The organism is Roseateles oligotrophus, assembly GCF_025717515.1.
Lineage (GTDB): Bacteria > Pseudomonadota > Gammaproteobacteria > Burkholderiales > Burkholderiaceae_C > Paucibacter_A > Paucibacter_A oligotrophus.
This window is the reverse complement of the sequence record NZ_JAJIRN010000001.1, coordinates 619,161-641,997: the sequence shown is the minus strand read 5'-3', so window position 1 is coordinate 641,997 and position 22,837 is coordinate 619,161. Positions and strand designations below refer to the sequence as shown.

Here is a 22,837-nt window from a genome sequence, read left to right as displayed (position 1 = left end):
TGCGCTACATCATGGGCAAGCGTCAGGGGCCGGAGTTTGCACGCAGGGCCGGCCTGAAGGCATCGGTAAAGCACAGGCCCTCGCTCAAGCCCCGCTCGATGAAGGCCGGCGCGGCCACATCGACCATCTTGACCGAACCGCAGAGATAGACCTCGAAGCCCCGCAGATCCGGAAAGTCATCCAGCATCGCCTGATGGACCAGGCCGGTGCGGCCCGACCAGGGAATGGCCGCATCCGGCTCGGACAAGACCGGCACGAAATGAAAGTTAGGCCGCTCGGCTTGCCACTGCCGCGCCAAGTCCAGCGCATAGAGATCGGCCTGCCGGCGCACGCCCCAGTACAGCCACATCGGCCGCGTCAGGCCGCGCGCAAAGGCATCTTCGACGATGCTTTTGATCGGCGCAAAGCCGGTCGCTCCGGCGACGAACAGAAACGGCAACTCGCCCTCGCGCAGGCTGAAGTCGCCCAGTGGGCCCTCGAAGCGCAGTTCATCGCCGACCTGCATTTGCGTGAACACCTGACCGGTGAAACGCCCACCCGGAATACGCCGCACATGCAGTTCGATGTGATCGTTATGCTGCGGCGCGTTGGCGAAGGAGAAGGCGCGGCGCTGGCCATCGGCCAACAAGATGTTGATGTACTGGCCGCCCTTGAAGGCTATCGTCGCCTGGTCCAGCAAGCCCAAGCGCAGGCGCACCAGATCCGCCGACAGATGCTCCAGCCGTTCGACGCGCGCCCGCTGGATTTGAGGACGGAGAGCCGCCGCTGAATCTGCCGCCGCGTCCAGCTCTATCTCCAGATCACCCAGCGGCTTGGCACAACACATCAAGACCTGACCCTTGGCACGCATCGCCTCGCTCAGCACCTGCGGTTGATACGGCCCCTGCTCGACGCGGCCCTGCAGCACCGTGCAGACACAAACACCACAAGCACCATTGCGGCACTCGAAAGGCAAGGCCAGCCCGGCGCGCAGCCCGGCCTCGAGAATCGTCTCGCCGCCCTGCACCGTCAGCCGCTGCTCAGCCGGATGCAGCAAGATCTGGTGTGCGGCCGGCTTACTGCCGCGCCGCTTCATTGGCAACCAGGGCAATAGCAGCAACAGCAGGCTGCCCGCCACGGCCAAGGCCCAGACCAACTTCAAGGGCCAGCTGTAAAACAAGGGCAGCATGGCCAGATAGAACCAGTCCAGCGCCAAGCTGCCCGCCGCCAGACTCAGATCGGCCGCGCCGCCCTGGCTGAGCACCGGCTGCCACAGCGACAAGGCCAAGAGCGTCAGCCCCAGGCTGGCCGCAATGCTGCGCGGCGGCAGGGTCTTGGCCTTGGGGACCCGCTGAATGTGCACGAACAGCAGCAGCAAAAGCAGCAAGGGCACGCCGATATGCATGAAGGCTAACAGCGAAAACAAACGGTCATTGACGCTGCTGGCGTAGATGAAGTTGCGCATCAGGGCGCCGCCAAAACCGGGCAAGGCGTCGAGCCATTCGAACACCGCGACGACGACGAACTGCGCCAGCCGGTCCCAGGGCAATATATAACCATTGATGCCGGACAGATAGACCAGCCAGATCAGCGCGACGCCCGAGACCCAGGAGAACCAGCGGAAGCCGCGCAGGCGATCGAAGGCGAAATTTCGCAGCATATGCAAGCACATCACCAGCACCAAGGCGTCCGAGGCATAGCGGTGCAGGCTGCGCAGGATGCCGCCGGCCCACCATTGGCCATGCGTCAAGGCCTCAACCGAGGCATGGGCGCCGGCCACGCCGGTCTCGAAGAAAGCGTAAAGATAAAGCCCGCTGCCGGCGACGATCCAGAACAGCAAGAAGCCGATCGAACCCAGGTGATAGAGCGGATTGAGGCGGTCTCCAAAGGCCCGGTTGAACAAGGCCTCGACCCGCATGAAGCAGGCTTGTAGCAGCGCTTGCAGACGCTGAATCATGGCAGCGGCCCCGCTGCGGCCTGCTGACGCAAGGCCTGAATCACCACGACGACAAACAAGAAGCCGCCGACGATCGCGACCGCGCCGCCCAAGCCCATCAGGGCCATGCCGCCGACCTCGCCCGGGCTGCGCAGCACCTGCTCGGCCCCCGCCACCTTGCGCTGCACGCCGTAGCCCCCCGACCAAACCAGGCCGATGATGTGCATCAGCTGCCCCAGCCCATAGGTCCAGGGTTGCCAGTGCGCCATCCGGCCCTGCGCGGTGCCGTAGCCCAAGCGCGGCAGAAGCAGATAAACCAGCCCCATCAAGGCCAGCGTTACGCCAACGATGCAGCCGTGGTAATGGGCGGGAATGCGCACATTGCTGCCCGAGATAAAAAGGCCAATCAGGCCACCGGCCGCGAACAAGAGCAAGGAGCTTAGCAAGGCAGCGCGCAGCGGGGCAGTGACCGGGCTGCCGGCGCGCATGGGCTTGCTGCAGAGCCCATGCCCCACCGCCAGCCCGATCGGTGCCAGCCCCAAGGCGCCGCCCAGCCGCATCGCCCAGGTCAATAAATTCCGATGTTCGACCGAGGCAATCGGATGGGCCAGATAGGCATAGGGCGTGATGAAGACCGCCAGCAGCGCCAGCGCCAACAGCAGCACCGCAATCCTTGGGCTCAGGCGCAACTCGGCGCCACAGGCGCTGGCCAGCCACAACCAGGCGACCAACATCAACAGCGTCCAGCTGAACTGCAAGGCATGGCCGCCGCCCCAGAACAAAATCTCGTAATAGGCCTTGCCGCTCAAGCCCAGCGGTACGCCGGCCCAAGAGGCCGCGAAAGCGCCGAGCGCCACTGCCGACGCGATCGCCGCTGCGTTCAGCCCGAATCGCAGGGCGCCCTCGCCGCCGAAACCCGCGCCCAGCTTGGGCGCGGTCAACAGGCTGCGCAAGACCAGCAGCACCGCCCCGGCGCCAAACAGCAAGAGGCCGGCCAAAAACAAGGGCCCATCAAGGACCGGAATGTAGTTGGCCATGATGGGCTCGGCCCGCGACAAAAACGGTGCCAGCGCCATCAACAAGGTGCCCGCGCCACACAGCGCTTGCGCGGCCCAGCCCCAGGCGAGGCCGCGCGCCGAGCCGTTCAAGCTCCACAGCAGGCCGGCCAGCGCCACGAACCAGACCAGCACCGACAGATCCACATGCACGACCAAGGCGACGCGAAAGAAGTCGCTGACCGGGAACCATTGATTCAGCCCCGGCGTGCGCGACAACACCAGCAAGACCGAGAACAGCCCCGAGCCCAGCAAGGCCAGCAGGCCCAGCCACAACCAGCCACGCGCCAAGGCCAGCTGGGCGCCCTGCGGCAGCGTCAATAGATAACTGGACGCCAGAGCGGGTGCGGGCGCTGAGTTGCCGACGGCAGGCGGAGCGAAGGCATCGGAGACCCTATTCATTGCAGCACAATGCCGCCCTTCTCGACGTCGAAGTCAATCACCAGAATGCGGCCGGGCGCCAGCGTCACGCGCGCTTCGCGCTGATAGTCGAAGTCGGTTTTTCCGGGGCCAGCCGGGCTGTCCTTCAAGCGCACCTTGAGCAGATGCTCGCCGGCCGCCACCTGAATGCGGTGATAGGCCGAGGAGGCGCCGTCCTTGGACAGGCCCGCCGGCGGGGCGATATGGCGCAGCACCGTCTTGCCGTCGAGTTCCAGTTCCACCGTCACCGGCACGCGCTCGCGCGGGCAGACCTTGGGTGTGCGCATATTCGGCGGCAGCTTGGCCAGCTCGGCGGCGCTCAAAAGCCTGCAGGGCGCGACCGGCTGGCCATGGTGCGAGAAGCTGAGTTTGATCAAGGACTGGTCCGCCGCCAAATGCCGATAAGGCGGCCAGCGAGAGAACAAACCGATCAGCAAGGCGAACAAGCCATACAGCAGCGCCTGGCCAGCCCAGTTCAGCGCCTGCTTCGAGCTCGGGCGGGTGATCATGCGGGCGACTCCTCAAAAGTGCCGGCGGCGGGCCGACCGGCGGCCGCGCTGCGCAGGCGCTGCAAGGCCGCCGACACCGCGCGCGGCTGCGCCGGGCTGGGCCAAGCCAGCAAGACCTGTTCGCGCGGCACGCTGGCGCGCAGCCTGGGTTCACGCTGCCCGCTCAGGCGCTGTTCGGTCCAGCGCTGGCCGAAGCGGAACGCGCAATCGCCCTCAAGGCAGCCGCTGATGACCACGCCGGCCGCCCCGCCGCGCAAGGCATATTCGATGAAGGACGGAGGCAACATGCCGGTGCAAATCAAATTGAGCGTCAGCACATCGGCGGCAGCTTCATGCTCGCCCCGCGGGCCGCGCTCGCAGCCGATAACGACGAATTTATGCGGGCCGGCCAAGGCGGCCAGGCCCGCCTCCAGCCGGCGGCGCAGACCGTCCAGCGGTTGCTGCGGCATGTCGATGCCGGTCAGCAAATCGACGCCGCTGCGAAACGGCGTGGCCGAGGGGCAGGCGCCGACGCAGATGCCGCAACTCGCGCACAGATCGGCGTCGACCTGCGCGAGTTGCCGGATCGGCCGGCCCGGCGTCTGCCAATCGGGGTGCGGCACCATCGTCACCGCGGCATAGGGGCAGTCGACCACGCAGCGCCGGCAACCATTGCAGTTGGCCGGGTCGACCTCGGCCGTGTGGCGCGCCGGCAAGGGGCCGCCGCGGCCCGCCAAAAAGGGCAAGGCGAACAAGCTCAGCATGACGCCGAGCAACAAGGCCCAGACCGGCGCGGCGCCGATGGCATCGGTGAGCGGGTGCAAAAAGAGCAGGAACCAGTCGAAATTCAAGGCGCCGCCCAGCTGCGTCAGATCGGCCTGCCCCTGGCTGCGCACCGGCGCCATGCCCGCCAGCATCAGCAGCCCCAGGCTGGCCCGCAAGGCCAGACCGCGCGGCGGCAACACCGCCGCCAGCGTCAGGCGCTGGATGTGGAACCAGAGCCCGAACAAGAGCAGCAGCGGCAGGCCCAAATGAATGAAGATGAAGAGCGAGAACAGCCGGTCACCGACCGCCGCCACATTGAGGAAGTTGCGCGCCAAGGGCGTGGCGAAGATCGGCAAGGCGTCCAGCCACTCGGCCGTGGCGACGGCCGAATACTGGCCGAGGCGGTCCCAGTTGAGCCAGAAACCAACGACGCCGCTGATGAACACGAACAGCAGCAGCGGCACGCCGGTCAGCCAGGAATAACGCCGAAAGCCCTGGTAGCGGCCGAGCAGCCATTCGCGCAGCAGATGCAAGAGCATCACCAGCACAAAGGCGTCCGCCGCGTAACGATGGACCCCGCGCAACCAGCCGCCCGCAGACCAGGGCAAGCGCTCCAGGCGCGCGATCGACGCGTAGGCCGCGGTGGCCGAGCTGTCCAGCATGGCGAAGAGATAGATGCCGCTCAGCAAGAGCCAGGCAAAAAACAAAAAACCCAGGCCGCCGAGCTGCCGCAAGGGGTTGGCGTTAGCCCCGAAGACTTGGTCAAAGCCACGCTCCAGGCGCTGCCAAGCCGGCAGCAGCCGCTTGCGCAAGGGTCCGGCCGCATGAATAGCGTGAGCAGCCATTCAGACCCGCGATCGGCGGCGCTGGCCGCGCCATTCATTGAAGAAGTACAAAAGAATCGCCAGCACAAAGCTCAGGCCGCCGGCAACTTCGATGGCCAGGCTGTAGTCGACCCGGTAGCGGCCGGTCTTGGGGTCGTAGACTGTGCACAGAATGCGCACCCGGTTGATCAGATCATCAAGCCCGGACTGCTGCGGCAGCGGCGCGCCGAGCAGCAATTGCTTGAGCGGCTCACCGAGTGCATCGGCCGGCACTTCGTCGCCATAGACCTGGCGTGCGATGCGGCCTTGTGCGTCGACCAGCGTCACCTGCAGCACATGGTCGAAACCGGCCGGCGTGGCCGCGTAGCTGAAGCCGAAGTCGCGCGTCAGCGCGTCAACCGAGGCGGCCGGCGCGCTCAGAAAATTCCACTGCGGCCTATCGATGCCATGCTGCAGCGCAAAAGCCTTCATCGCCTGCGGTGAGTCGGCCGGCTGGTTGAAGCCGATGCTGATCACATTGAAGCCATCAAGACCAAAGCGAGCCTCCAGCGCCTGCACCGCCTGCAGCAGCGAGCGGGAGTTGGCGGGGCAAACCTGGAAACAGCCGGTGTAGATGAAGCTGACCAGCAGCGGCTTGCCGCGCAGGCTGGACAGGCGCAGCGGCCGGCCCTCGCGGTCCAGCAGCGCATGCTCGCCCAATGTCTTGCCAAGCACCGCCTGGCTGGCCTGCAGCGCCGCCCATCCATCGAGAACAGGCGTTTGGGCCCGGGCCGGCAGCAACAAGGTCGCCAGCGACAAGAAGCAAAGAAAGCGTCTAACGGAGCAAACCATCAATACTCGCCGCCGCGAGCAGCGCACCGAGTTGCAGCAAAGAAGCGAAAAATGAGGCCATCGCCGTCGCCCGGCTTGGGGCCAGCGCCAGCGCCCTGGCCTTCAGCACAAAGTAGCCGCCGCCGCCCAGGGCACCAAGCAGATAGATCCAGCCGGCGCCAAAGAACATCGGCAGCAAGGCGGCCAAGCCCAGCGCCACCGCGCTGGCATAGACGATGCGGGCGGCCCGCGCATTGCCGACCACCACCGGCAACATCGGCACGCCGGCCGCCGTGTAATCGGCCGCGCCGGCAATCGCCAGACTCCAGAAATGCGGCGGCGTCCACAAGAACAGCGCCAGCGCCAGCAGCCAGCCATGCACCCCGACGCCAGGGTCCACCGCAGCCGCACCGGCCAGCGCCGCGAAACTGCCGGACAGGCCGCCGACGACGATATTGAGCCAGCTGCGTCGCTTCAGCCACAGCGTGTAGACCACGCCGTAGAAGAAGGCACCCAGAAAAATATAGAACGCCACCATCGCGTTCAAGACCCAGGCGGCCGAGCCGACCGCCAGCGCCAGCATCAGCGCCATCAACAGCAACCAGGCCGGCCGGCGCGGAATGGCGCCGGTGGCGAAGGGCCGCTTGCGGGTGCGCGCCATCAGGCGGTCGCCTTCTGCTTCGGCGTATTGATTGAATGCGCCGGCGCTGGCCGAGGCCAGCAAGACCGACAACGCCAGCACCGTGACTTGAATGAGGGTCAAGTCTTGCCCCTTGCCGCTCACCGCAAAACCGACCAGGGCGGTGATCGAGATGAAGCCGCCGATGCGCAGCTTGAACAGGCTCAATACTTCACGAACACGTTGCAGTGACGCGGCGGCGGGGGCTAGGGTGGTGTCCATCGCGCATCGCCTTGTTCAGCTGAGACCCCAGACCTGGGACAGATACTTCCAGTTGATGAAGTAATACAGCACGAAGGCGGTCAGGAAGACCATCGCCAGCACAAAGGTACCCGGTGCGGCGAACCCGGCCGAGCCGTAGTTCTGCACCGCCACGCCGACCGGTGTGGGCGGGATGGGCGTGAACTTGGCGCTGACCGCACCGCTGTCGAGCTTTTTGCCCCACAGCAGCGAACCCACGGTGATGTAGATATAGAGCGCGCCGCCGACCATCGCCGCCACGCCGGCGATGCCGACCAGACCCATCATCAGATAGGCCGCACCCGGCCATTCATAGGCCAGCGCCGCGCCGTTGAAGGCCATGTCCCAGTGGCGCCGCGAGACGCCCAGCGTGCCGGCCCCCATCATCACCAGGCAGAAGAAGTACATCGAGAAGCCGAACAGATAGGGCTGCAGCTTGGCCAGCCCCGGATTGATCATCTCGCGCCGGAACAGCACCGGGATCAGGAAATAGGTCAGCGCCATGAAGGACAACGTCGTGCCGACCACCACGGTGGCGTGGAAGTGACCGGGTACGTAGATGGTGTTGTGGATGATCATATTGAGCTGCTCGGTGCCCATCATCACGCCCGAGATGCCGCCCAGGAAGCCGAAGCCGATCAGCGAAATGAACATGCCCGAGAACACCGGGTTGCCCCAAGGCGCCTTGCGCAACCACTCGAACAGGCCGTTGGTGTAGCCCTTCTGCCGCTGCGCCACCTCGATCGCGCCGGGAATGGTGAGGCCGTGGATCATCGAGGCCAACACCGCAAAATACATGAAGTAGCTGGTGTTGACGACCTTCCAGGCGGTGCTGACGCCGGGGTCGGCAAGCAGGTGGTGCGCACTGGCCAGTTGCAGGAACAGGATGTAGAGCAAGAAGGCACCGCGGCTAACCCGCTCGCTCATCGGCTTGGCGCCGAAGGCAATCGCCGCCACCGCGTACCAGATCGAGATATGCGCGGCCACATTGATTTGCTGCGAGCTGTGACCAAAAGCCCACCAGATCGTCCGATAGACCAGCGGATCCACCGCCTTGACGATGCCGACCGAGAGCAAAAAGGTCGGGATCAGGATGATGGCGCCGGAGGCAATCGTGAACACCGCGATGATGGCCGCCGTGATGGCGCCGAAGGTGACCAAGGGCACCGAGCCTTGATAGGTTTTGTCACGCTTGGCGATCACCAGGGTGCCGAAGAAAATGAAGCAGGCGATCAGCGCGCCGACGGCGAACAGGATCAGGCCGAGGTAGAAATGCGGCGCCGCCATCATCGGCACATAACTCGTCATCATGACGCTGGAGCCGCCCTGCAGCACGGCGATATTGTTGGTGATGGCGCCCACCAGCATCAGTGCAAAGGCCAACCAGGCGACCTTGGGCGTCGCGATTCGACAGCGCAAGAGCGTCGATGAACAGAAGTACAGCACCGCCACCTCGAAGAAGATGATCCAGAAGATCAGCATGTCGATGCCATGCGCGGTCAGCACTTGGTAAAACGTATCGGCGGCCAGCCAATGCACGGCCGGCCAGCGCGTCAAGACGACGCCAAGGGCCAAGATGCCGCCGATCAGCAAGAACACCACCGCCACCACGGCGTTGGCAATCATCAGCTTTTCGGCCTGGCCCTCGAACTGCAAGCCCGAGCGTGGGCAGGTCCGGTAGGTCACATTGCTGGACATGGCGCCCTCCTCACTTGACGTAGATGCGACCAACCATCGTGTGATGGTTGATGCCGCAATATTCGTTGCACACCACGGAGAACTGCCCCGACTGGTTCGGCGTGACCTTCACCACATGCTCATAGCCCGGCACCACCTGGATATTGATATTGGTGGGCTGCAGCGAGAAGCCGTGGTTGTAGTCCATCGAGGTCAGGTGCAAGCGGTAGGTCTTGTCCTTCTCCAGCTCGATGATGGGCCACCAACTCCAGAGCCGCGCGATCAGGTAGACATCGCTGCCTTCGGGCGGATGGACGACGGGAATCTTCTCGTCGGTCTCGGTACGCACCGTGTATTTATCGACCATCGCCTGCGTCTTAGCCGAGAACATCTCGGGCGTGGTGCGGTAGGTCTCGGTCGACAGATTCTGTTTGCCGTAGACATGCCAGCCGACCATCATCACAAACATCACCATGCACCAGACGAAGGCGATGACGATCCAGGTGCCTTCGACCCGGTCAAGCGGATGCTTCCACCAAAGTCGTTCTGCGGGAGGGAGTATGGCGCTCATGGATGGATCCTCGGAGCAACAACAAGGCGGCGCACCGCCGGGATGGGGTGGCCGCGTCGACCCCTGGTCGGCGGCCTGGCCGGGCCAGTCCTTATTTGGCCAAGGGCACCGTCAGGATGTCGATCACACCCCACAAGGTGTAGACCAGCATCGGCACCAGCACGCCGAGAAAGAGCAGCAAGAAAGGGTTGTCGAGCAACTGCTGCATCATCGGAACGGCTTCTTGTTCCGCATCGGTATTCTTCATGGCGATTCCTCGTTGGAGTCAATGCAATCGGAAGTGGCCGGGCCATTCTGATCACGCCCTCTTGCGTATAAATTGAACCAGTTCAAGGAATTGCACGGTTATGCGCCAAACCAGGGCAGACCCCTAGTTGTGAGGGCGCCGGCGGGCGGGTGGCCCGACTTACCATTTGATTGATGCGCGACCTTGCACAGGTCCCCAAAACCCTGCCCCTGCTTATGCGGAGTCTCCAGCGTGAATTCAGTCGATCACCGCCTCAAAGCCCTGCGCCGCCTTGCCCTGCTGTGCATGATCATGGTGCTGGCCGTGACGGGCCTGAGTGCCTACATCCGCCTGAGCAAGGTCGGCCTCGGCTGTACCGATTGGCCACAGTGTTATGGGCAAAGCCTGCGGCAAGCACAACAAGGCCAGGCGCCCACGACCCAGGAGCAGACCAGCACGGCCATGGCCCGCTTGGCCCACCGCGCCACCGCCGTGACCGCCCTGCTACTGGTGATCATGATGGTGATGAGTTGCTACGGCGCGGGGGCCGGGCCGGCGCTGCGCCAGCATGGCCCAACGGCGCTCGCGCTGCTGGGGCTGACGCTGTTCCTGGCGGTGCTGGGGGTATGGAGCAGCGGCGCCCGTGTGCCGGCCGTGACGATAGGCAATCTGCTCGGCGGCTTCGGCTTGCTGGCGCTGTGCGGGCGCTTGAGCGCGGCCGGTCTGCTGGAATCCGCAGGCGGCTTTCGATATTGCTTGATCCCTGCCCTGCTGCTGTTGCTGCTGCAAGTGGTACTGGGCGGTCTGGTCAGCGCCTCCTATGCGGGCATGAGTTGCAGCGGCTGGGGAGAATGCTTGGCAAGCGCAGGCGCGATCGACTGGGCCGCGCTGAACCCCTGGCGCGAACCCTTGCTGGCGCAGTTGCAGCCCCAGGGGCCGGCCGTCAACCCGAACGGCGCCTTGGCGCAGTCGCTGCACCGCCTGCTGGCGCTGGGCTTGGCTCTGCTATTGCCGGCACTGGCGATACAGGCCTGGCGCCTTGGCCGGCCACGCCGCGCCTGCTTGCTGCTGCTCCTGCTGCTGGCTCAAACAGCGCTCGGCTTTGCCATGCTGCAAGGCTCGCTGCCCTTGAGCCTGGCCATGCTGCACAACTTGCTGGCAGCCGGCCTGCTGAGCGCGCTGCTCTTGCTTTTTTAACCGCTGCGCTAACGACTTAGACACTGGCCTGCAGCATCGCGGCCAAGTTCGGCCGGCTCAATTGCTCACGCAGACCGACCACACTGCCGATCACGATCAGCGCCGGGGCCTTGACCGCATGCAGCAGCGCCAAGGTCGGCAGGCTCTGCAAGTTGCCGCTGACGCAGCGCTGCTCGGGCAGGCTGGCTTTTTCGATCAGCGCCGCAGGCATCTCCGGCGCCATGCCATGCGCGATCAGCTGCTCGCAGATGATGGGCAAGGCCGCCAAACCCATATAGATCACCACGGTCTGGCGCGGGCGCGCCAGCATCGGCCAGTCGAGATCGACGCTGCGCTCTTCACCCTGGCCACCCTCGCCGCCCTTCAAATGCCCGGTCGCGAAGACCAGCGAGCGGGCGTGATCTCGGTGAGTCAGTGGAATGCCGGCGTAAGCCCCCGCCCCTTGCGCGGCGCTGATGCCGGGAATGGTCTCGAAGGGCACGCCGGCAGCGGCCAGCGCCTGCACCTCTTCGCCACCACGGCCGAAGATATAGGGGTCGCCGCCCTTCAGGCGCAGGACCGGCCGCCCGCTCTTGGCCAGCCGCACCATCAGCTCGATGATGCCCTCCTGGGGCAAGGCATGGTGACCGCTCTGCTTGCCGACATAGATCAACTCGGCGCCCTCCGGCAAGAGCTGCAACACCTCCTTGGAGACCAGATGGTCATACAAAACCAGACTGGCCTGGCCCAGGGCACGCGCCGCCTTGACGGTCAATAAATCAGGGTCACCGGGCCCGGCCCCGACCAGCGTGACCAAGGCCGGCTGTGCCTCACCTTGCTTGGCTGGCGAGGCTCGCCTGAGCCGGATCGGCTGCCCAAAATGCAGTGGTTCGTCCAAGATGCTCATGCGCTGCCACTCCTTAAAAGCGTCGACTTCCGATAAGAGTGATTTGAAAAGCTGCGGCCCGCCGCGTCCTTGAACCAGGTCAAGGACTTCCGAGGAGCCGAGCGAGAGGATGGCAACGCTCGCCACAGGAACCGCAGCCCCTCGCGAGCCCATGACATTGAATTCACATGGATGCAGTGCTGCTCGGACGTTGCCATTGCAGCGTCCTACCGACGGAGTGGAGCAATGAGAAAGACACCGCAACTGTCCCGGCTTGCCGTGATCACCTTAGCTGCCCTGGCCTGGGGCAATGCCGCCCTGGCCGAGGACAAGAAAAATGTGACACCGGCCGAAATGAATTACCAGGCCGGCACCTCACCGCTGGGTGATGTGCCGATGTACCAGAGCGCCAACCCGAAAGCGCCCGCGATGACGCAGGCGGAATTCGATCTGGGTCGCAAGACCTACTTCGAGCGCTGCGCCGGCTGCCACGGCGTGCTGCGCAAGGGTGCGACCGGCAAGCCGCTGACCCCCGACATCACCATCGGCAAGGGCACCGATTACCTGAAGATCTTCATTGCCTACGGCTCGGCCGCCGGCATGCCGAACTGGCTGACCTCGGGCGAAATGGATGAGAAGACCGTCGACGTGATGGCCCGCTACATCCAGCAAGACGCACCGGTGCCGCCCGAGTTCGGCATGGCGCAGATGAAGTCGACCTGGAAGGTCATCATTCCGCCGGCACAGCGCCCGACCAAGAAGATGAACGCCTTCAATATCGAGAACATCTTCTCGACCACGCTGCGTGACACCGGCGAGGTGGCGCTGATCGACGGCGACACCAAGAAGATCATCAACATCGTCAAGACCGGCTATGCGGTGCACATCTCGCGCACCTCGGCTTCCGGGCGCTATCTGTTCGTGATCGGCCGCGATGCCAAGATCAATATGATCGACCTGTGGATGCCTATCCCCGATAACGTCGCGGAAGTACGGATTGGCCTGGAAGCCCGCTCGGTGGACACCAGCAAGTACAAGGGCAAGGAAGGCGACTTCACCGACAAGCTGGCGATCGCCGGCGCCTACTGGCCGCCGCAGTACGTGATCATGAAGGGCGACACGCTGGAGCCGATGAAAATCGTCAGCACCCGCGGCATGGTGGTCGGCACGCAGGAATATCACCCCGAGCCGCGCGTGGCCTCCATCGTGGCCTCGCACTTCAAGCCCGAGTTTGTCGTCAACGTGAAGGAGACCGGCAAGACGCTGATGGTGGACTACTCCAATATCGACGCCTTGAAGGTCACCGAGATCGGCTCGGCACCGTTCTTGCACGATGGCGGCTGGGACTCCAGCAAGCGCTACTTCATGGTGGCGGCCAACCAGAGCAACAAGATCTCGGTCATCGACGCCAAGGACGGCAAGCTGGCCGCGCTGGTCGACGTGGGCAAGATCCCGCACCCGGGTCGTGGCGCCAACTTCATCCACCCCAAGTTCGGCCCGGTCTGGTCGACCGGCCATTTGGGCGATGACACGATCTCGCTGATCGGCACCGACCCCAAGGGCCACAAGGATTCGGCCTTCAAGAAGGTGGCCGAGTTGAAGGGCCAAGGCGGCGGGGCCCTGTTCATCAAGAGCCACCCGAAGAGCAATCATCTGTACTCGGACTCGCCACTGAATCCGGATCCGAAGATTTCGCAATCGGTGGTGGTCTATGACATCAAGGACCTCGACAAGGGCTACACCGTGTTGCCGATCGCCGAATGGGCAGGCATCACCGACGACGGCGCCAAACGCGTTGTTCAACCGGAGTTCAACAAGGCCGGTGATGAGGTGTGGTTCTCGGTCTGGTCGGCCAAGAACAAGCAAAGCGCGATGGTCATCGTCGATGACAAGACGCTCAAGCTGAAGGCCGTGATCAAGGACCCACGCTTGATCACACCGACCGGGCACTTCAATGTGCATAACACCCAGCACGACGTTTATTAAGCCAGCCCAAGGCCGCCCGGCTTGCAGCCGGTGCGGCCCGTCCCAACAAGGAGTTAGTGATGAAACAGTTGTTGATAGCCCTGGCCGCGCTGCTTAGCTTCGGCGCCCAGGCCGCCGAACTTGATGATGCGATGAACAAGGCCGGCTGCATGGCCTGCCACTCGAAAGACAAGAAGATCGTCGGCCCCTCCTTCAAGGACATTGCCGCCAAATACAAGGGCCAGGATGTGGTGGCCAAGCTGAGCGAGAAGGTCCGCAAGGGGGGTGCCGGCTCCTTCGGTCCGGTGCCGATGGCACCCACCGGGGCGGACAAGATCAGCGACGCCGACTTGAAGGCGGCGGTGGAGTCCATCCTCAAGAGCTGATGTGATGCGGCTTCTTCTTGCTGTGGGTCTGCTGCTGGTGGCGCTTGGCGCTCAAGCGGCCGAGAGTCCAACGCTCGGTCGCCAGTCCGAACTGGTGCGCATGGTCAGGCAGGACTGCGGCAGCTGCCACGGCATGAAGCTGACCGGCGGCCTGGGGCCCGCGCTGACGCGCGAGGCCTTGGCCGACACCCCCTTGCTAACGCTCAAAGCCACCATCTATCACGGCCGGCCGGGCACGCCTATGCCGCCCTGGCGCAGCATGATTTCCGAAAGTGAAGCCGAGTGGATCGCATCAAAACTGCTGCAGGGTTTCCCCAGCGACACCCCGAACAAGGCCGGGCCATGAAGCAAGCTTTGCTGTGCGCACTGCTGGCCACCGCCGCCCTGCTTGGCTGCGCCACACCAACGCCCACTGTCGTCGCCACGCCCCCTACAGGCAGCGGCGACCTCGGCGTGGTGGTCGAACGGGCCCAAGGCTCGCTGCAAGTCATCAACACCACGAGCCGGCAAATCCTCGGCGGCATTGCTGGGCTCGGCGACCTCTCCCACGCCTCGGTCGTCTACGGCCGCGATGGTGCGACAGCCTATGTCTTCGGCCGCGACGGTGCGCTGAGCAAGGTCAACTTGCTAACGCACAAGACCGACGCTCGCGTGCAGCAAAGCGGCAACTCGATCGGCGGCGCAATTTCGCAAGACGGCAGCCTGGTGGCGGCGCAGAACTACCAGCCCGGCGGCATCAAGGTCTTCGATGCCAAGACATTGGCCCTGGTCGCCGACATCCCGGCCGAATATGCACCGGGCAAGCTTTCGCGCGTGGTCGGCCTAGCCGATCTGCCGGGCAAGCGCTTTATCTACTCGCTGTTTGATGCGGGCGAGATCTGGATTGCCGACTTGAGCGGCCCAGGCCTTCCCAAGATCACCAAATTCAAGGACGTCGGCCGCCAGCCCTATGACGCCTTGCTGACACCCAATGGCCGCCACTACATCGCCGGCCTGTTCGGCGAAGATGGTCTGGCGATGATCGACCTCTGGGCGCCTGAACCCAAAGTAACGCGAATTTTGGGCGGCTATGGGCGCGGCCAAGAGCCGCTGCCGGTCTTCAAGATGCCGCATCTGCGCGGCTGGGCGGTCGCCGGCCGGCTCGCCTACCTGCCCGCCATCGGCCGCCATGAGGTCCTGGTGGTCGATACCGAAAACTGGGCCGAGGTCGGCCGCATCAAGGTCGCGGGCCAACCGGTCTTCGTGATCGCCAGGCCCGATGGCCGCCAGGTCTGGGTCAACTTCGCCGTGCCCGACTACAACCGCGTGCAGGTGATAGACACGCAGACCCGCCAGGTCATCAAGACGCTGGAGCCGGGCAAGGCGGTGCTGCATATGGAGTTCACACCGCGCGGCGAGGCGGTCTGGATTTCCTCGCGCGACGACAACCGCGTCTCGGTGATCGCCACCGACAGCTTCGAGACACAAACCGTCTTGAGCGCAGATGCCCCCAGCGGCATCTTCTTCAGCAGCCGCGCCAATCGGATGGGATTCTAGAAATGAGCGTCGCCGAACAACTGATCAACGACTGGCAGCAGCGCTTTCCGCTCTGCAGCGAGCCCTTCACTGAACTGGGCGCGCAGTGCGGCGTCGGTACAGACCGGGTACTGGCCGAGTTCAAGCGCATGCAAGAGAGTGGCAGCCTGGGCCGCATCGGCGGCATCTGGGGCAGCGGCGCCGGCGGTGCGGCGCTGCTCTGCGCTTTCGCGGTGCCGCCGCAACGCTTGGAGGCCGTCGCGGCCTTGGTCAGCGCGCACGCGGGCGTCAACCATAACTACGAACGTGAGCATGCTTACAACCTCTGGTTCGTGATCACCGGCGCCGACCGGGAGCAGGTGGCGGCCGGCGTGAGCAGCCTGGAGGCCGCTTGCGGTTTGCAGGCCTTGCGCCTGCCGATGCAGCGGGCCTACCGCATCAATCTGGGTTTCGATTTGCAGCGCCCTCACGCGGCCGGGTGCGCTGCTCGCTCTGCCGGCCAGGAGCAGCTGCGCGACCACAGGCATGCGGTCCAAAATGAAGACCGCGCCCTGGCCGCCTTGGTGGAAGACGGCCTGCCGCTGATCGCGCGCCCCTATGCCGCCTGGGCTCAGGCGCTGGGCTGCAGCGAGGCCCATATCTTCGCCAAGTTGCAACAATGGCTGAGCCAAGGAACCTTGCGCCGCTTTGGCGTGGTGGTGCGCCATCATGAGCTCGGCTTTGCCGCCAACGCGATGTGCGTGTTTGATGTGGCGGACGCCGACGTCGACGCTCACGCCGCCATCCTGAGCCAGCAGCCCGGCGTGACGCTGTGCTATCGCCGCGCCCGCGCTACGGGCTGGCCTTACAACCTCTATTGCATGTTGCACGGGCGCGAGCGCGGCGAGGTGCTGGCATGGTTGGAGGCGGCGCGCAAGGCGGCCGGGCTGGAGCAGGTGCCGCAAACGGTCTTGTTCAGCCGGCGGCGTTTCAAGCAATGCGGCGCGCGCTACTTTCGCAACTTCGCCGAGCTGAGCAGCAAGTCCCAGACAAGGGAGGCCATCGATGCATGAATCCAATGGCGCGAACAAACGTCTCGCCCAGATTGACCCGCTGGACGCGGCCTTGATCAACCGCTTGCAAGACGACTTGCCGCTGCTGCCGCGCCCCTTTGCCGCCATTGCCGCCGAACTGGGCTGCAGCGAGGATGTGGTCATTGACCGCCTGCAGCGCCTGCTCGCGCAAGGGACCTTGACCCGCTTTGGGCCGCTGTTCCAGATCGAGCGCGCCGGTGGCCTGTTTGTGCTGGCCGCCATGCAGGTGCCGGAACAGCGCTTCGATGCGGTGGCCATGCTGGTCAACGCGCTGCCCGAGGTCGCGCACAACTACCGGCGTGAACATGCGCTGAATATGTGGTTCGTGATCGCCGTCGAAACGCCGGAGCAGGCCGACAGCGTTTGCCAGCGGATCGAGGCGCTGACCGATTGCGTCGTGCTCGCCTTCCCCAAGGAGCGCGAATTCTTTGTCGGTCTGCGTTTGCCGGCCCAAGCCAACCTAGTCAGCGGAGCCGCCCATGGCCTTGAGTCCCATTGAGCGGCAACTGATCGCCGCCACCCAAGCCGGCCTGCCACTGCTGAAAAACCCCTTCGAGGCGCTGGGCGCGGTGTTGGGCATCAGCGAGGCCGAGGTGCTGACCGAGTTGGCGCAGATGCAGGCCAAGGGCTTGATCCGCCGCATCGGCGCCGTGCCCAACCATTACCGGCTCGGCTATCTGGCCAACGGCATGACGGTTTGGGATGTCGACGACGCGCTGGTCGACGAACTGGGCGAACGCATTGGCTCGCTCAGCTGCGTCAGCCATTGCTACCGTCGGCCGCGCCGGCTGCCCGCCTGGCGCTACAACCTGTTTGCGATGGTGCATGGCCACGCGCGCGACGAGGTCGAGCAGCATGCAGCGGAAATCCGCAGCCTGCTCGGCTCCGCCTGCCGCGCCGACGAGATTCTGTACAGCAGCGCGATACTCAAAAAGACCGGCCTGCGCCTGAAGGACTGAGAAAGAAAACCATGTTGAGAATCAGCCAATACTTGCGTGAAGTGGCCGCAGCGGAACGTAGCGGCACTTACCCAAAAGCCAAACGCCGAGTTCAAGCGCAGGGTCAAAGCCAGACCAGCACCGAGCCGAAACCAAGCGGGCCGGTCGTGATCTGGAACCTGACGCGCCGCTGCAACCTGACCTGCAAGCATTGCTATGCCTTGTCGGCCGACCATGACTATCCGGGTGAGCTGAGCTTTGCCGAGGTCTGCAGCGCGATGGACGACCTCAAGACCTACGGTGTGCCGGTGTTGATTTTGTCCGGCGGCGAGCCCCTGTTACGCCCCGATCTGTTCGAGATCGCCGCGCGCGCCCAGGCCCAAGGCTTCTACACCGCGCTCTCCACCAACGGCACCCTGATCGACGCGCCATTGGCCGAGCGCATCGCCGCACAGAAGTTTGATTATGTCGGCATCAGCATCGACGGCACCCGCGCAACGCATGACAAGTTCAGGCGCCTGGACGGTGCTTACGACGCGTCCTTGAATGCGATCCGCCTGCTGCATGCCCAGGGCGTCAAGACCGGCCTGCGCTACACCTTCACCGACCTGAATGACCAGGACTTCCCGGCGCTGCTGCAGCTGATGAAGGACGAGCAGGTCGACAAGTTCTATTTCTCCCACCTCAATTACGCCGGCCGCGGCAATATCCACCGTGGCCGCGACGCCCGTTTCGATGCCACCAGGGCGGCCTTGGACCTGCTGTTCGAGACCGCCTGGCAAGACGCTGTTGCCGGCAGCGAACGGGATTATGTGACCGGCAATAACGACGCCGATGCCGCCTACTTGCTGCGCTGGGTGCAGCGCCGCTATCCGCAATGGGCGCCCGCCTTGCGCGAGCGCCTGGTCGCCTGGGGCGGCAATGCCTCGGGTGTCGGCGTGGCCAATATCGACAATCTGGGCGAGGTGCACCCGGACACCATGTGGTGGCATTACCCGCTTGGAAACTTGCGCCAGCGCCCCTTCTCGGCGATCTGGAGCGACCGCAGTGATCCGCTGATGGACGGGCTCAAAACCAAGCCCCGCCCGGTCAAGGGACGCTGCGCGGAATGCGAGCATTTCGCGCTCTGCGGCGGCAATACGCGCGTGCGCGCCCAGCAGGTCACCGGTGACCTTTGGGCCGAAGACCCGGGCTGCTATCTCGACGATGCCGAGATCGGCCTGTCGGCCGAGGCCTCGGCCCGCCTGAGCAGGGTGGAAACCACCGCCTTCAACTATTCGACCAAGCTAACACCCAAAACAATTGCCATCCACGCCGCATGAAGCTCAAAAACTTGTCGGACCTGGCCCCAATATTGCTGGCACTGGGCCTGTTCTGGATGGCCGCAGATCAGGCGCGCGCCGAACCAACAGCCGACGCCAAGCCCGATGCACAGGCCTTGTTCTCCCAGCATTGCGCCGCCTGCCATGGCGCACAGCGCCTCGGCGGCATGGGCCCTGCCCTGTTGCCCGAAAGCCTGGCTCGACTGCGCAAGCAAGATGCCTTGAAGGTGATCCAAAAAGGCCGGCCGGCGACCCAGATGCCGGGCTTCGGCGATCAATTGAAGGCCGAAGAGATCGAAGCCTTGGGCGCCTTGATCTACCAGCCGCTCAGCCCGGCTCCGCAATGGAGCGCGGCCGAAATCCTGGCCTCGCGCAGCTTCGATGCCGCCAGCAAGACCTGGCCCTCGGCCCCGCAGTGGAAGGCCGACCCGATGAATTTGTTTGTCGTCGTCGAGGGCGGCGACCACCATATCAGCCTGCTCGACGGGGACCGCTTTGAAGTCATCCATCGCTTCAGCTCCCGCTTCGCCTTGCACGGCGGGCCCAAGTTCACGCCCGACGGCCGTTACGTCTACTTCGGTTCGCGCGACGGTTGGATCACCAAGTACGACCTCTGGAATTTGAAGATCGTGGCCGAGGTGCGCGCCGGCCTGAATATGCGCAATATCGCCGTCAGCGGCGACGGCAAGATGGTGATGGCGGCCAACTATCTGCCGCACACGCTGGCCTTGTTCGATGCCGACCTGAACCCCCTCAAACAATTTGCAGCGACCACGCTGGATGGCGCGCAAAGCTCGCGCGTTTCGGCCGTCTATGACGCCGAGCCGCGCTGCAGCTTTGTGGTCGCGCTCAAGGACATTGCAGAGATTTGGGAGATCTCCTACGACCCCAAGGCCGAGGCCATCTATGACGGCCTGGTGCATGACTACCGGTCCAGCGAAGCCATTGCCAAGCCCGGCTATCTGAATATTCGCCGGACCAAACTGGCGCAGCCGCTGGATGACTTCTTCTTCGACCCGAGCTATGCATATGTGCTGGGCGCCGGGCGGCCGGCCGAAGACGGACAAGCCAAGGCCGATCTCGGCCAGGTCGTCAACCTCGATATCCGCCGCAGCATCGCGACCCTGCCCATCCCCGGCATGCCGCATCTGGGCTCGGGCATCACATTCGACTGGCAAGGCCGGCGGGTATTGGCAAGTCCTAACCTGAAGGATGGACTGGTCACGGTGATCGATCTGCAGAGCTGGAAGAAGCTCAAGGACATCGCCACGCCCGGCCCCGGCTTCTTCATGCGCAGCCATGCCAAAAGCCGCTATGCCTGGGTCGACTCGATGATGAGTGCCAGCGCCAAGGACACCTTGACCATCATTGACAAACAAAGCCTGGAGACCGTTGCCCAAGTCAAGGAGCCGGGCAAAACCCTGGCACATATCGAATTCACCAAGGACGGCCGCTATGCATTGGCGAGCGTCTGGGAAATGGACGGCGCGATCATCGTCCTGGATGCCTCCAGCTTCAAGGAAATCAAACGGTTACCGATGAGCAAGCCGGTGGGCAAATACAACGTCTGGAACAAGATCAATCGCGAAGAAGGCACCTCGCATTGAATGCTCACAAGGCGCTCGTCGTCGGAATCCATGTCCTGAGCACCGCCGGGCGAACCATGCTGCATTTGCTGCCAGGCTAGGCGCCGGCAAGCCCTGGCCATCCGCGCTGCATCGGAATTGCAGATGGCTCTTGCATGGGTTTGCCACCCAGGGCGCAAGCAAGCAAAGATGAAATGTCGGGTCGAGCCGCCGCACAAGAAGCCCGATGCGGCCATGATCGGGGCTTCTTGACCGGCTGGGCCTTGGGTTCGGACCGGAGCGGAGCGGAGCTTGGCGGATTTGGCCGGCAGCGAGCAAACCCAAACGACCAAGGCGTGGTTTGGAGCAAGGCACAATAGTCGACAGGCCATCGGGTCTTGCCATCAGATGAGTGACCTGACCCCCATGACATGCATTGAATCGACTCAAATGAAGCTGAATAGCAGAGGCTGGCCGCGGGCCAGAAGCACCGGCCCATGACTTGCACCAGGGCTCTCGAACTATTTCTACTGCGCTTGCATTTCTTGTCGATGGAAGTCGCATCTTGAACTGGGGGTTCAACTTGAAACCGAACTCCGACGTTCCTCGGAGTTCGGCACCCGGCATTGCGCGCGGGCGCAGGCGGGTGAGCACGGCGCTGCTGCTTTCTTTGCTGATTCATACGCTGCTGTTGAGCCTCAGCTTCGGAGGTCAGGGGCTGGGGCTTCCGGGCTTGGATTTGCCCTGGCGACAAAGGCGAGCGGCGGTCGAGGATTTGCGCGTGGTGCTTGTGCCGGCACGGTCCACAGCGGCGCCCGCGCCGGCCGCGATCGAAGCACCACCAGAGTTCCAGCCGATGGCCTTGACCGAGCCAACAGCCCGGCCCGCGACCGACGGATTCGCGGCGAACGCGCCGACGACTATTGTTCTGCCGCCAGAGAAGAGCACCGCGACGCTGCACGCGCCGCCCCCCGAGTCGGCGGCCGCGCCGGTCTTGATGGCTTTGCCTCAGTCGAAGGCGGCCGCTTGGGTCGTGCCCACAGCCCCCTTGCTGCCGACAGCCCTGGTCACGGCGGGGCCCAGCGCGTCGAGCCCGGAGGCCATGCCGGCGACGCCCCAAGAAACGGTGGTTGCGGCGCCGAAGCCGATCGACCCGGAGTCGCAGGAGCGAGCCAAGCTCGATCGTGCGGAGCAGCAGGCACAAAGGCAAGCGGAGCAGTTGGCCCAAATGGCGAAGCTGACCCAGATGGAGGAAGCGCGACAAGCGGCCGCTCGTCAGGAAGCCGAACGCCAGCAGGCAATGCGGCAAGCCGCAGCACGGGACGAGGCGGCACGACAGGCTGCTGCTGCAAAACAGGAGTCTGAGCGGATTCAGGCCGCGCGTCTGGAAGCCGAGCGCCAAGAGGCGGCGCGCTTGGAGGCCGCCCGCCAGGCCTCCGCCCGCCAGCAGGCCGAGCGCCAGGAGGCTCAACGCCAAGCGGCAATGCAGCAGGAGGCGGCGGCCAGGCAGCTCGCCCAGCGTCAGGAGGTCGAGCGAGTCGAGGCCGCTCGAGTGGAGTCCGAACGGCGGGAACTGGCGAAGCAAGAAGCGGCGCAGCAAGAGACGGCGAGGCAGGCAAGGTTGCAGCAAGAGAAGGCGATGCAAGAACAGGCTCTACAAGAGCGGGCCCAGCAAGAGCGGGCACAGCAAGCGAAGGCCTTGCATGAGCGGGCGGTGCAAGAACGCGCCTTGCAAGAACGGGCCTTACAAGAGGCCGCGCGAGCGGAACAGGATGCAAAACGTGAGGCCGCTCGCCGAGCGATGGGGCGACAACTGGACGAGGAGGCTGCCAAACGCGATGCGGCCGCTCTTGCCGCACGCCAGCCGCCATCGCTGCTTCCCGCGGCGAGTAGCTTGCGCCGGGGCAGGCTCTTCGGGCGCAGCGACCCTAACGCCGAATTACTGCTGTACGCGGAAGCCTGGAGCCGAAAGATCCAGCTGAATATGACCTTCGACATGATCCGCGAAGTGGCGAAGCAGCCTCACGCGCATCCGCTGGTGACGGTGGCCGTTCGAAGCGATGGTTCCGTCGAATCGGTGACCTTCGTCCTCTCCAGCGGCGTGCCGGCGATCGACGAAGCAATACGGCGTATCGTCCAAAGCCAGGCGCCCTATCCGCCATTTCAGCCCGGCCTGGCGCGCGAATTCGATGTGATAGAAATCCGGCGCAGCTGGAACTTCGACACCGCCATTCGGCTGTACTGAGGAGAAATCCGCGCGATCCAGCCCTGTTGCAAACAATTTCGAACGGGCTCATCGGCGACCCGGGTCCGACGCTTTGGAGTTGCGGGCTAGGCGAGG

General features: G+C 64.4%; 21 protein-coding genes. 11 read left to right on the top strand and 10 right to left on the bottom strand.

The genetic code is table 11. The features are described from left to right. Positions 1 to 22: 22 nt before the first annotated feature. The 9 genes from LNV07_RS02965 to LNV07_RS02925 all read right to left on the bottom strand — a co-directional run bounded on the left by LNV07_RS02965 (position 23) and on the right by LNV07_RS02925 (position 9,691). Positions 23 to 1,936: a cytochrome b N-terminal domain-containing protein gene (locus LNV07_RS02965; RefSeq protein WP_263569662.1), complete on the bottom strand. Its 1,914-nt coding sequence runs from the start codon at positions 1,934 to 1,936 to the stop codon at positions 23 to 25. Beyond that, positions 1,933 to 3,372, bottom strand: a complete 1,440-nt coding sequence (locus LNV07_RS02960; RefSeq protein ID WP_263569661.1) for a cbb3-type cytochrome c oxidase subunit I — start codon at positions 3,370 to 3,372, stop codon at positions 1,933 to 1,935. The genes LNV07_RS02965 and LNV07_RS02960 overlap by 4 nt, the downstream gene beginning before the upstream one ends. Continuing rightward, positions 3,369 to 3,899: a hypothetical protein gene (locus LNV07_RS02955; RefSeq protein WP_263569660.1), complete on the bottom strand. Its 531-nt coding sequence runs from the start codon at positions 3,897 to 3,899 to the stop codon at positions 3,369 to 3,371. Before LNV07_RS02955 ends, LNV07_RS02960 begins: the two co-directional genes overlap by 4 nt. Beyond that, entirely contained in the window at positions 3,896 to 5,488 is a 1,593-nt protein-coding gene (locus LNV07_RS02950; RefSeq protein WP_263569659.1) for a cytochrome b N-terminal domain-containing protein, read from the bottom strand. The genes LNV07_RS02955 and LNV07_RS02950 overlap by 4 nt, the downstream gene beginning before the upstream one ends. Next, the gene (locus LNV07_RS02945) at positions 5,489 to 6,298 is read right to left on the bottom strand and encodes an SCO family protein (RefSeq protein WP_263569658.1); all 810 of its coding nucleotides are present in this window, start codon (positions 6,296 to 6,298) and stop codon (positions 5,489 to 5,491) included. Then, on the bottom strand, positions 6,282 to 7,178 hold the full coding sequence (gene cyoE, locus LNV07_RS02940; protein WP_263569657.1) for a heme o synthase: 897 nt from the start codon (positions 7,176 to 7,178) through the stop codon (positions 6,282 to 6,284). The genes LNV07_RS02945 and cyoE overlap by 17 nt, the downstream gene beginning before the upstream one ends. A 15-nt stretch (positions 7,179 to 7,193) precedes the next feature. Then, positions 7,194 to 8,894: a cbb3-type cytochrome c oxidase subunit I gene (locus LNV07_RS02935; RefSeq protein ID WP_263569656.1), complete on the bottom strand. Its 1,701-nt coding sequence runs from the start codon at positions 8,892 to 8,894 to the stop codon at positions 7,194 to 7,196. Between the two features lie 10 nt (positions 8,895 to 8,904). After that, on the bottom strand, positions 8,905 to 9,444 hold the full coding sequence (locus LNV07_RS02930; protein WP_263569655.1) for a cupredoxin domain-containing protein: 540 nt from the start codon (positions 9,442 to 9,444) through the stop codon (positions 8,905 to 8,907). Between the two features lie 91 nt (positions 9,445 to 9,535). Further along, positions 9,536 to 9,691: a hypothetical protein gene (locus LNV07_RS02925; protein WP_263569654.1), complete on the bottom strand. Its 156-nt coding sequence runs from the start codon at positions 9,689 to 9,691 to the stop codon at positions 9,536 to 9,538. 231 nt (positions 9,692 to 9,922) lie between these two features. Between LNV07_RS02925 and LNV07_RS02920 the strand changes: the two genes are divergently transcribed. After that, a complete protein-coding gene (locus tag LNV07_RS02920; RefSeq protein ID WP_263569653.1) occupies positions 9,923 to 10,867 on the top strand; it encodes a COX15/CtaA family protein in 945 nt (314 codons plus the stop codon). Between the two features lie 16 nt (positions 10,868 to 10,883). Here LNV07_RS02920 and cobA read toward each other — a convergent pair whose 3' ends face one another. Then, positions 10,884 to 11,753, bottom strand: a complete 870-nt coding sequence (gene cobA / locus LNV07_RS02915; protein ID WP_263569652.1) for a uroporphyrinogen-III C-methyltransferase — start codon at positions 11,751 to 11,753, stop codon at positions 10,884 to 10,886. A gap of 225 nt (positions 11,754 to 11,978) precedes the next feature. On the opposite strand from cobA, the gene LNV07_RS02910 reads away from it, so the two are divergent. The 10 genes from LNV07_RS02910 (at position 11,979) to LNV07_RS02865 (ending at position 22,741) form a co-directional block, all read left to right on the top strand. Beyond that, positions 11,979 to 13,718: a cytochrome D1 domain-containing protein gene (locus LNV07_RS02910; RefSeq protein ID WP_318013666.1), complete on the top strand. Its 1,740-nt coding sequence runs from the start codon at positions 11,979 to 11,981 to the stop codon at positions 13,716 to 13,718. A gap of 59 nt (positions 13,719 to 13,777) precedes the next feature. Beyond that, positions 13,778 to 14,083 carry a c-type cytochrome gene (locus LNV07_RS02905; RefSeq protein ID WP_263569651.1) on the top strand — a complete coding sequence of 102 codons (306 nt, stop codon included), beginning with the start codon at positions 13,778 to 13,780 and terminating at the stop codon, positions 14,081 to 14,083. Positions 14,084 to 14,087: 4 nt separating this feature from the next. Next, positions 14,088 to 14,429 (top strand): c-type cytochrome, encoded by a 342-nt coding sequence (locus LNV07_RS02900; protein ID WP_263569650.1) that lies wholly within the window; start codon positions 14,088 to 14,090, stop codon positions 14,427 to 14,429. Next, positions 14,426 to 15,619, top strand: a complete 1,194-nt coding sequence (locus LNV07_RS02895) for a cytochrome D1 domain-containing protein (RefSeq protein WP_263569649.1) — start codon at positions 14,426 to 14,428, stop codon at positions 15,617 to 15,619. The genes LNV07_RS02900 and LNV07_RS02895 overlap by 4 nt, the downstream gene beginning before the upstream one ends. A gap of 2 nt (positions 15,620 to 15,621) precedes the next feature. Beyond that, positions 15,622 to 16,650, top strand: a complete 1,029-nt coding sequence (gene ahbB, locus LNV07_RS02890) for a siroheme decarboxylase subunit beta (RefSeq protein ID WP_263569648.1) — start codon at positions 15,622 to 15,624, stop codon at positions 16,648 to 16,650. Next, positions 16,643 to 17,170 (top strand): Lrp/AsnC family transcriptional regulator, encoded by a 528-nt coding sequence (locus tag LNV07_RS02885; RefSeq protein WP_263569647.1) that lies wholly within the window; start codon positions 16,643 to 16,645, stop codon positions 17,168 to 17,170. Before ahbB (LNV07_RS02890) ends, LNV07_RS02885 begins: the two co-directional genes overlap by 8 nt. After that, positions 17,151 to 17,630, top strand: a complete 480-nt coding sequence (gene ahbB / locus LNV07_RS02880; RefSeq protein WP_263569646.1) for a siroheme decarboxylase subunit beta — start codon at positions 17,151 to 17,153, stop codon at positions 17,628 to 17,630. Before LNV07_RS02885 ends, ahbB (LNV07_RS02880) begins: the two co-directional genes overlap by 20 nt. 11 nt (positions 17,631 to 17,641) lie before the next feature. Beyond that, complete coding sequence (nirJ, locus tag LNV07_RS02875; protein WP_263569645.1) at positions 17,642 to 18,931, top strand: heme d1 biosynthesis radical SAM protein NirJ; 1,290 nt, start codon at positions 17,642 to 17,644, stop codon at positions 18,929 to 18,931. Then, positions 18,928 to 20,538, top strand: a complete 1,611-nt coding sequence (locus LNV07_RS02870; RefSeq protein ID WP_397545515.1) for a cytochrome D1 domain-containing protein — start codon at positions 18,928 to 18,930, stop codon at positions 20,536 to 20,538. The genes nirJ and LNV07_RS02870 overlap by 4 nt, the downstream gene beginning before the upstream one ends. A gap of 541 nt (positions 20,539 to 21,079) precedes the next feature. Then, positions 21,080 to 22,741, top strand: a complete 1,662-nt coding sequence (locus tag LNV07_RS02865; protein WP_263569644.1) for a TonB C-terminal domain-containing protein — start codon at positions 21,080 to 21,082, stop codon at positions 22,739 to 22,741. The last annotated feature ends 96 nt before the right edge of the window (positions 22,742 to 22,837 follow it).

Excerpts from the sequence above, each read along its gene's own strand:
- LNV07_RS02960 (WP_263569661.1), bottom strand. The coding sequence starts at position 3,372 with ATGAATAGGGTCTCCGATGCCTTCGCTCCGCCTGCCGTCGGCAACTCA.
- LNV07_RS02910 (WP_318013666.1), top strand. The coding sequence starts at position 11,979 with ATGAGAAAGACACCGCAACTGTCCCGGCTTGCCGTGATCACCTTAGCT.
- ahbB (WP_263569648.1), top strand. The coding sequence starts at position 15,622 with ATGAGCGTCGCCGAACAACTGATCAACGACTGGCAGCAGCGCTTTCCG.
- LNV07_RS02950 (WP_263569659.1), bottom strand. The coding sequence starts at position 5,488 with ATGGCTGCTCACGCTATTCATGCGGCCGGACCCTTGCGCAAGCGGCTG.
- LNV07_RS02925 (WP_263569654.1), bottom strand. The coding sequence starts at position 9,691 with ATGAAGAATACCGATGCGGAACAAGAAGCCGTTCCGATGATGCAGCAG.
- nirJ (WP_263569645.1), top strand. The coding sequence starts at position 17,642 with ATGTTGAGAATCAGCCAATACTTGCGTGAAGTGGCCGCAGCGGAACGT.
- cobA (WP_263569652.1), bottom strand. The coding sequence starts at position 11,753 with ATGAGCATCTTGGACGAACCACTGCATTTTGGGCAGCCGATCCGGCTC.
- ahbB (WP_263569646.1), top strand. The coding sequence starts at position 17,151 with ATGGCCTTGAGTCCCATTGAGCGGCAACTGATCGCCGCCACCCAAGCC.
- LNV07_RS02945 (WP_263569658.1), bottom strand. The coding sequence starts at position 6,298 with ATGGTTTGCTCCGTTAGACGCTTTCTTTGCTTCTTGTCGCTGGCGACC.
- LNV07_RS02885 (WP_263569647.1), top strand. The coding sequence starts at position 16,643 with ATGCATGAATCCAATGGCGCGAACAAACGTCTCGCCCAGATTGACCCG.
- LNV07_RS02955 (WP_263569660.1), bottom strand. The coding sequence starts at position 3,899 with ATGATCACCCGCCCGAGCTCGAAGCAGGCGCTGAACTGGGCTGGCCAG.
- LNV07_RS02900 (WP_263569650.1), top strand. The coding sequence starts at position 14,088 with ATGCGGCTTCTTCTTGCTGTGGGTCTGCTGCTGGTGGCGCTTGGCGCT.
- LNV07_RS02905 (WP_263569651.1), top strand. The coding sequence starts at position 13,778 with ATGAAACAGTTGTTGATAGCCCTGGCCGCGCTGCTTAGCTTCGGCGCC.
- LNV07_RS02895 (WP_263569649.1), top strand. The coding sequence starts at position 14,426 with ATGAAGCAAGCTTTGCTGTGCGCACTGCTGGCCACCGCCGCCCTGCTT.
- LNV07_RS02935 (WP_263569656.1), bottom strand. The coding sequence starts at position 8,894 with ATGTCCAGCAATGTGACCTACCGGACCTGCCCACGCTCGGGCTTGCAG.
- cyoE (WP_263569657.1), bottom strand. The coding sequence starts at position 7,178 with ATGGACACCACCCTAGCCCCCGCCGCCGCGTCACTGCAACGTGTTCGT.
- LNV07_RS02870 (WP_397545515.1), top strand. The coding sequence starts at position 18,928 with ATGAAGCTCAAAAACTTGTCGGACCTGGCCCCAATATTGCTGGCACTG.
- LNV07_RS02965 (WP_263569662.1), bottom strand. The coding sequence starts at position 1,936 with ATGATTCAGCGTCTGCAAGCGCTGCTACAAGCCTGCTTCATGCGGGTC.
- LNV07_RS02930 (WP_263569655.1), bottom strand. The coding sequence starts at position 9,444 with ATGAGCGCCATACTCCCTCCCGCAGAACGACTTTGGTGGAAGCATCCG.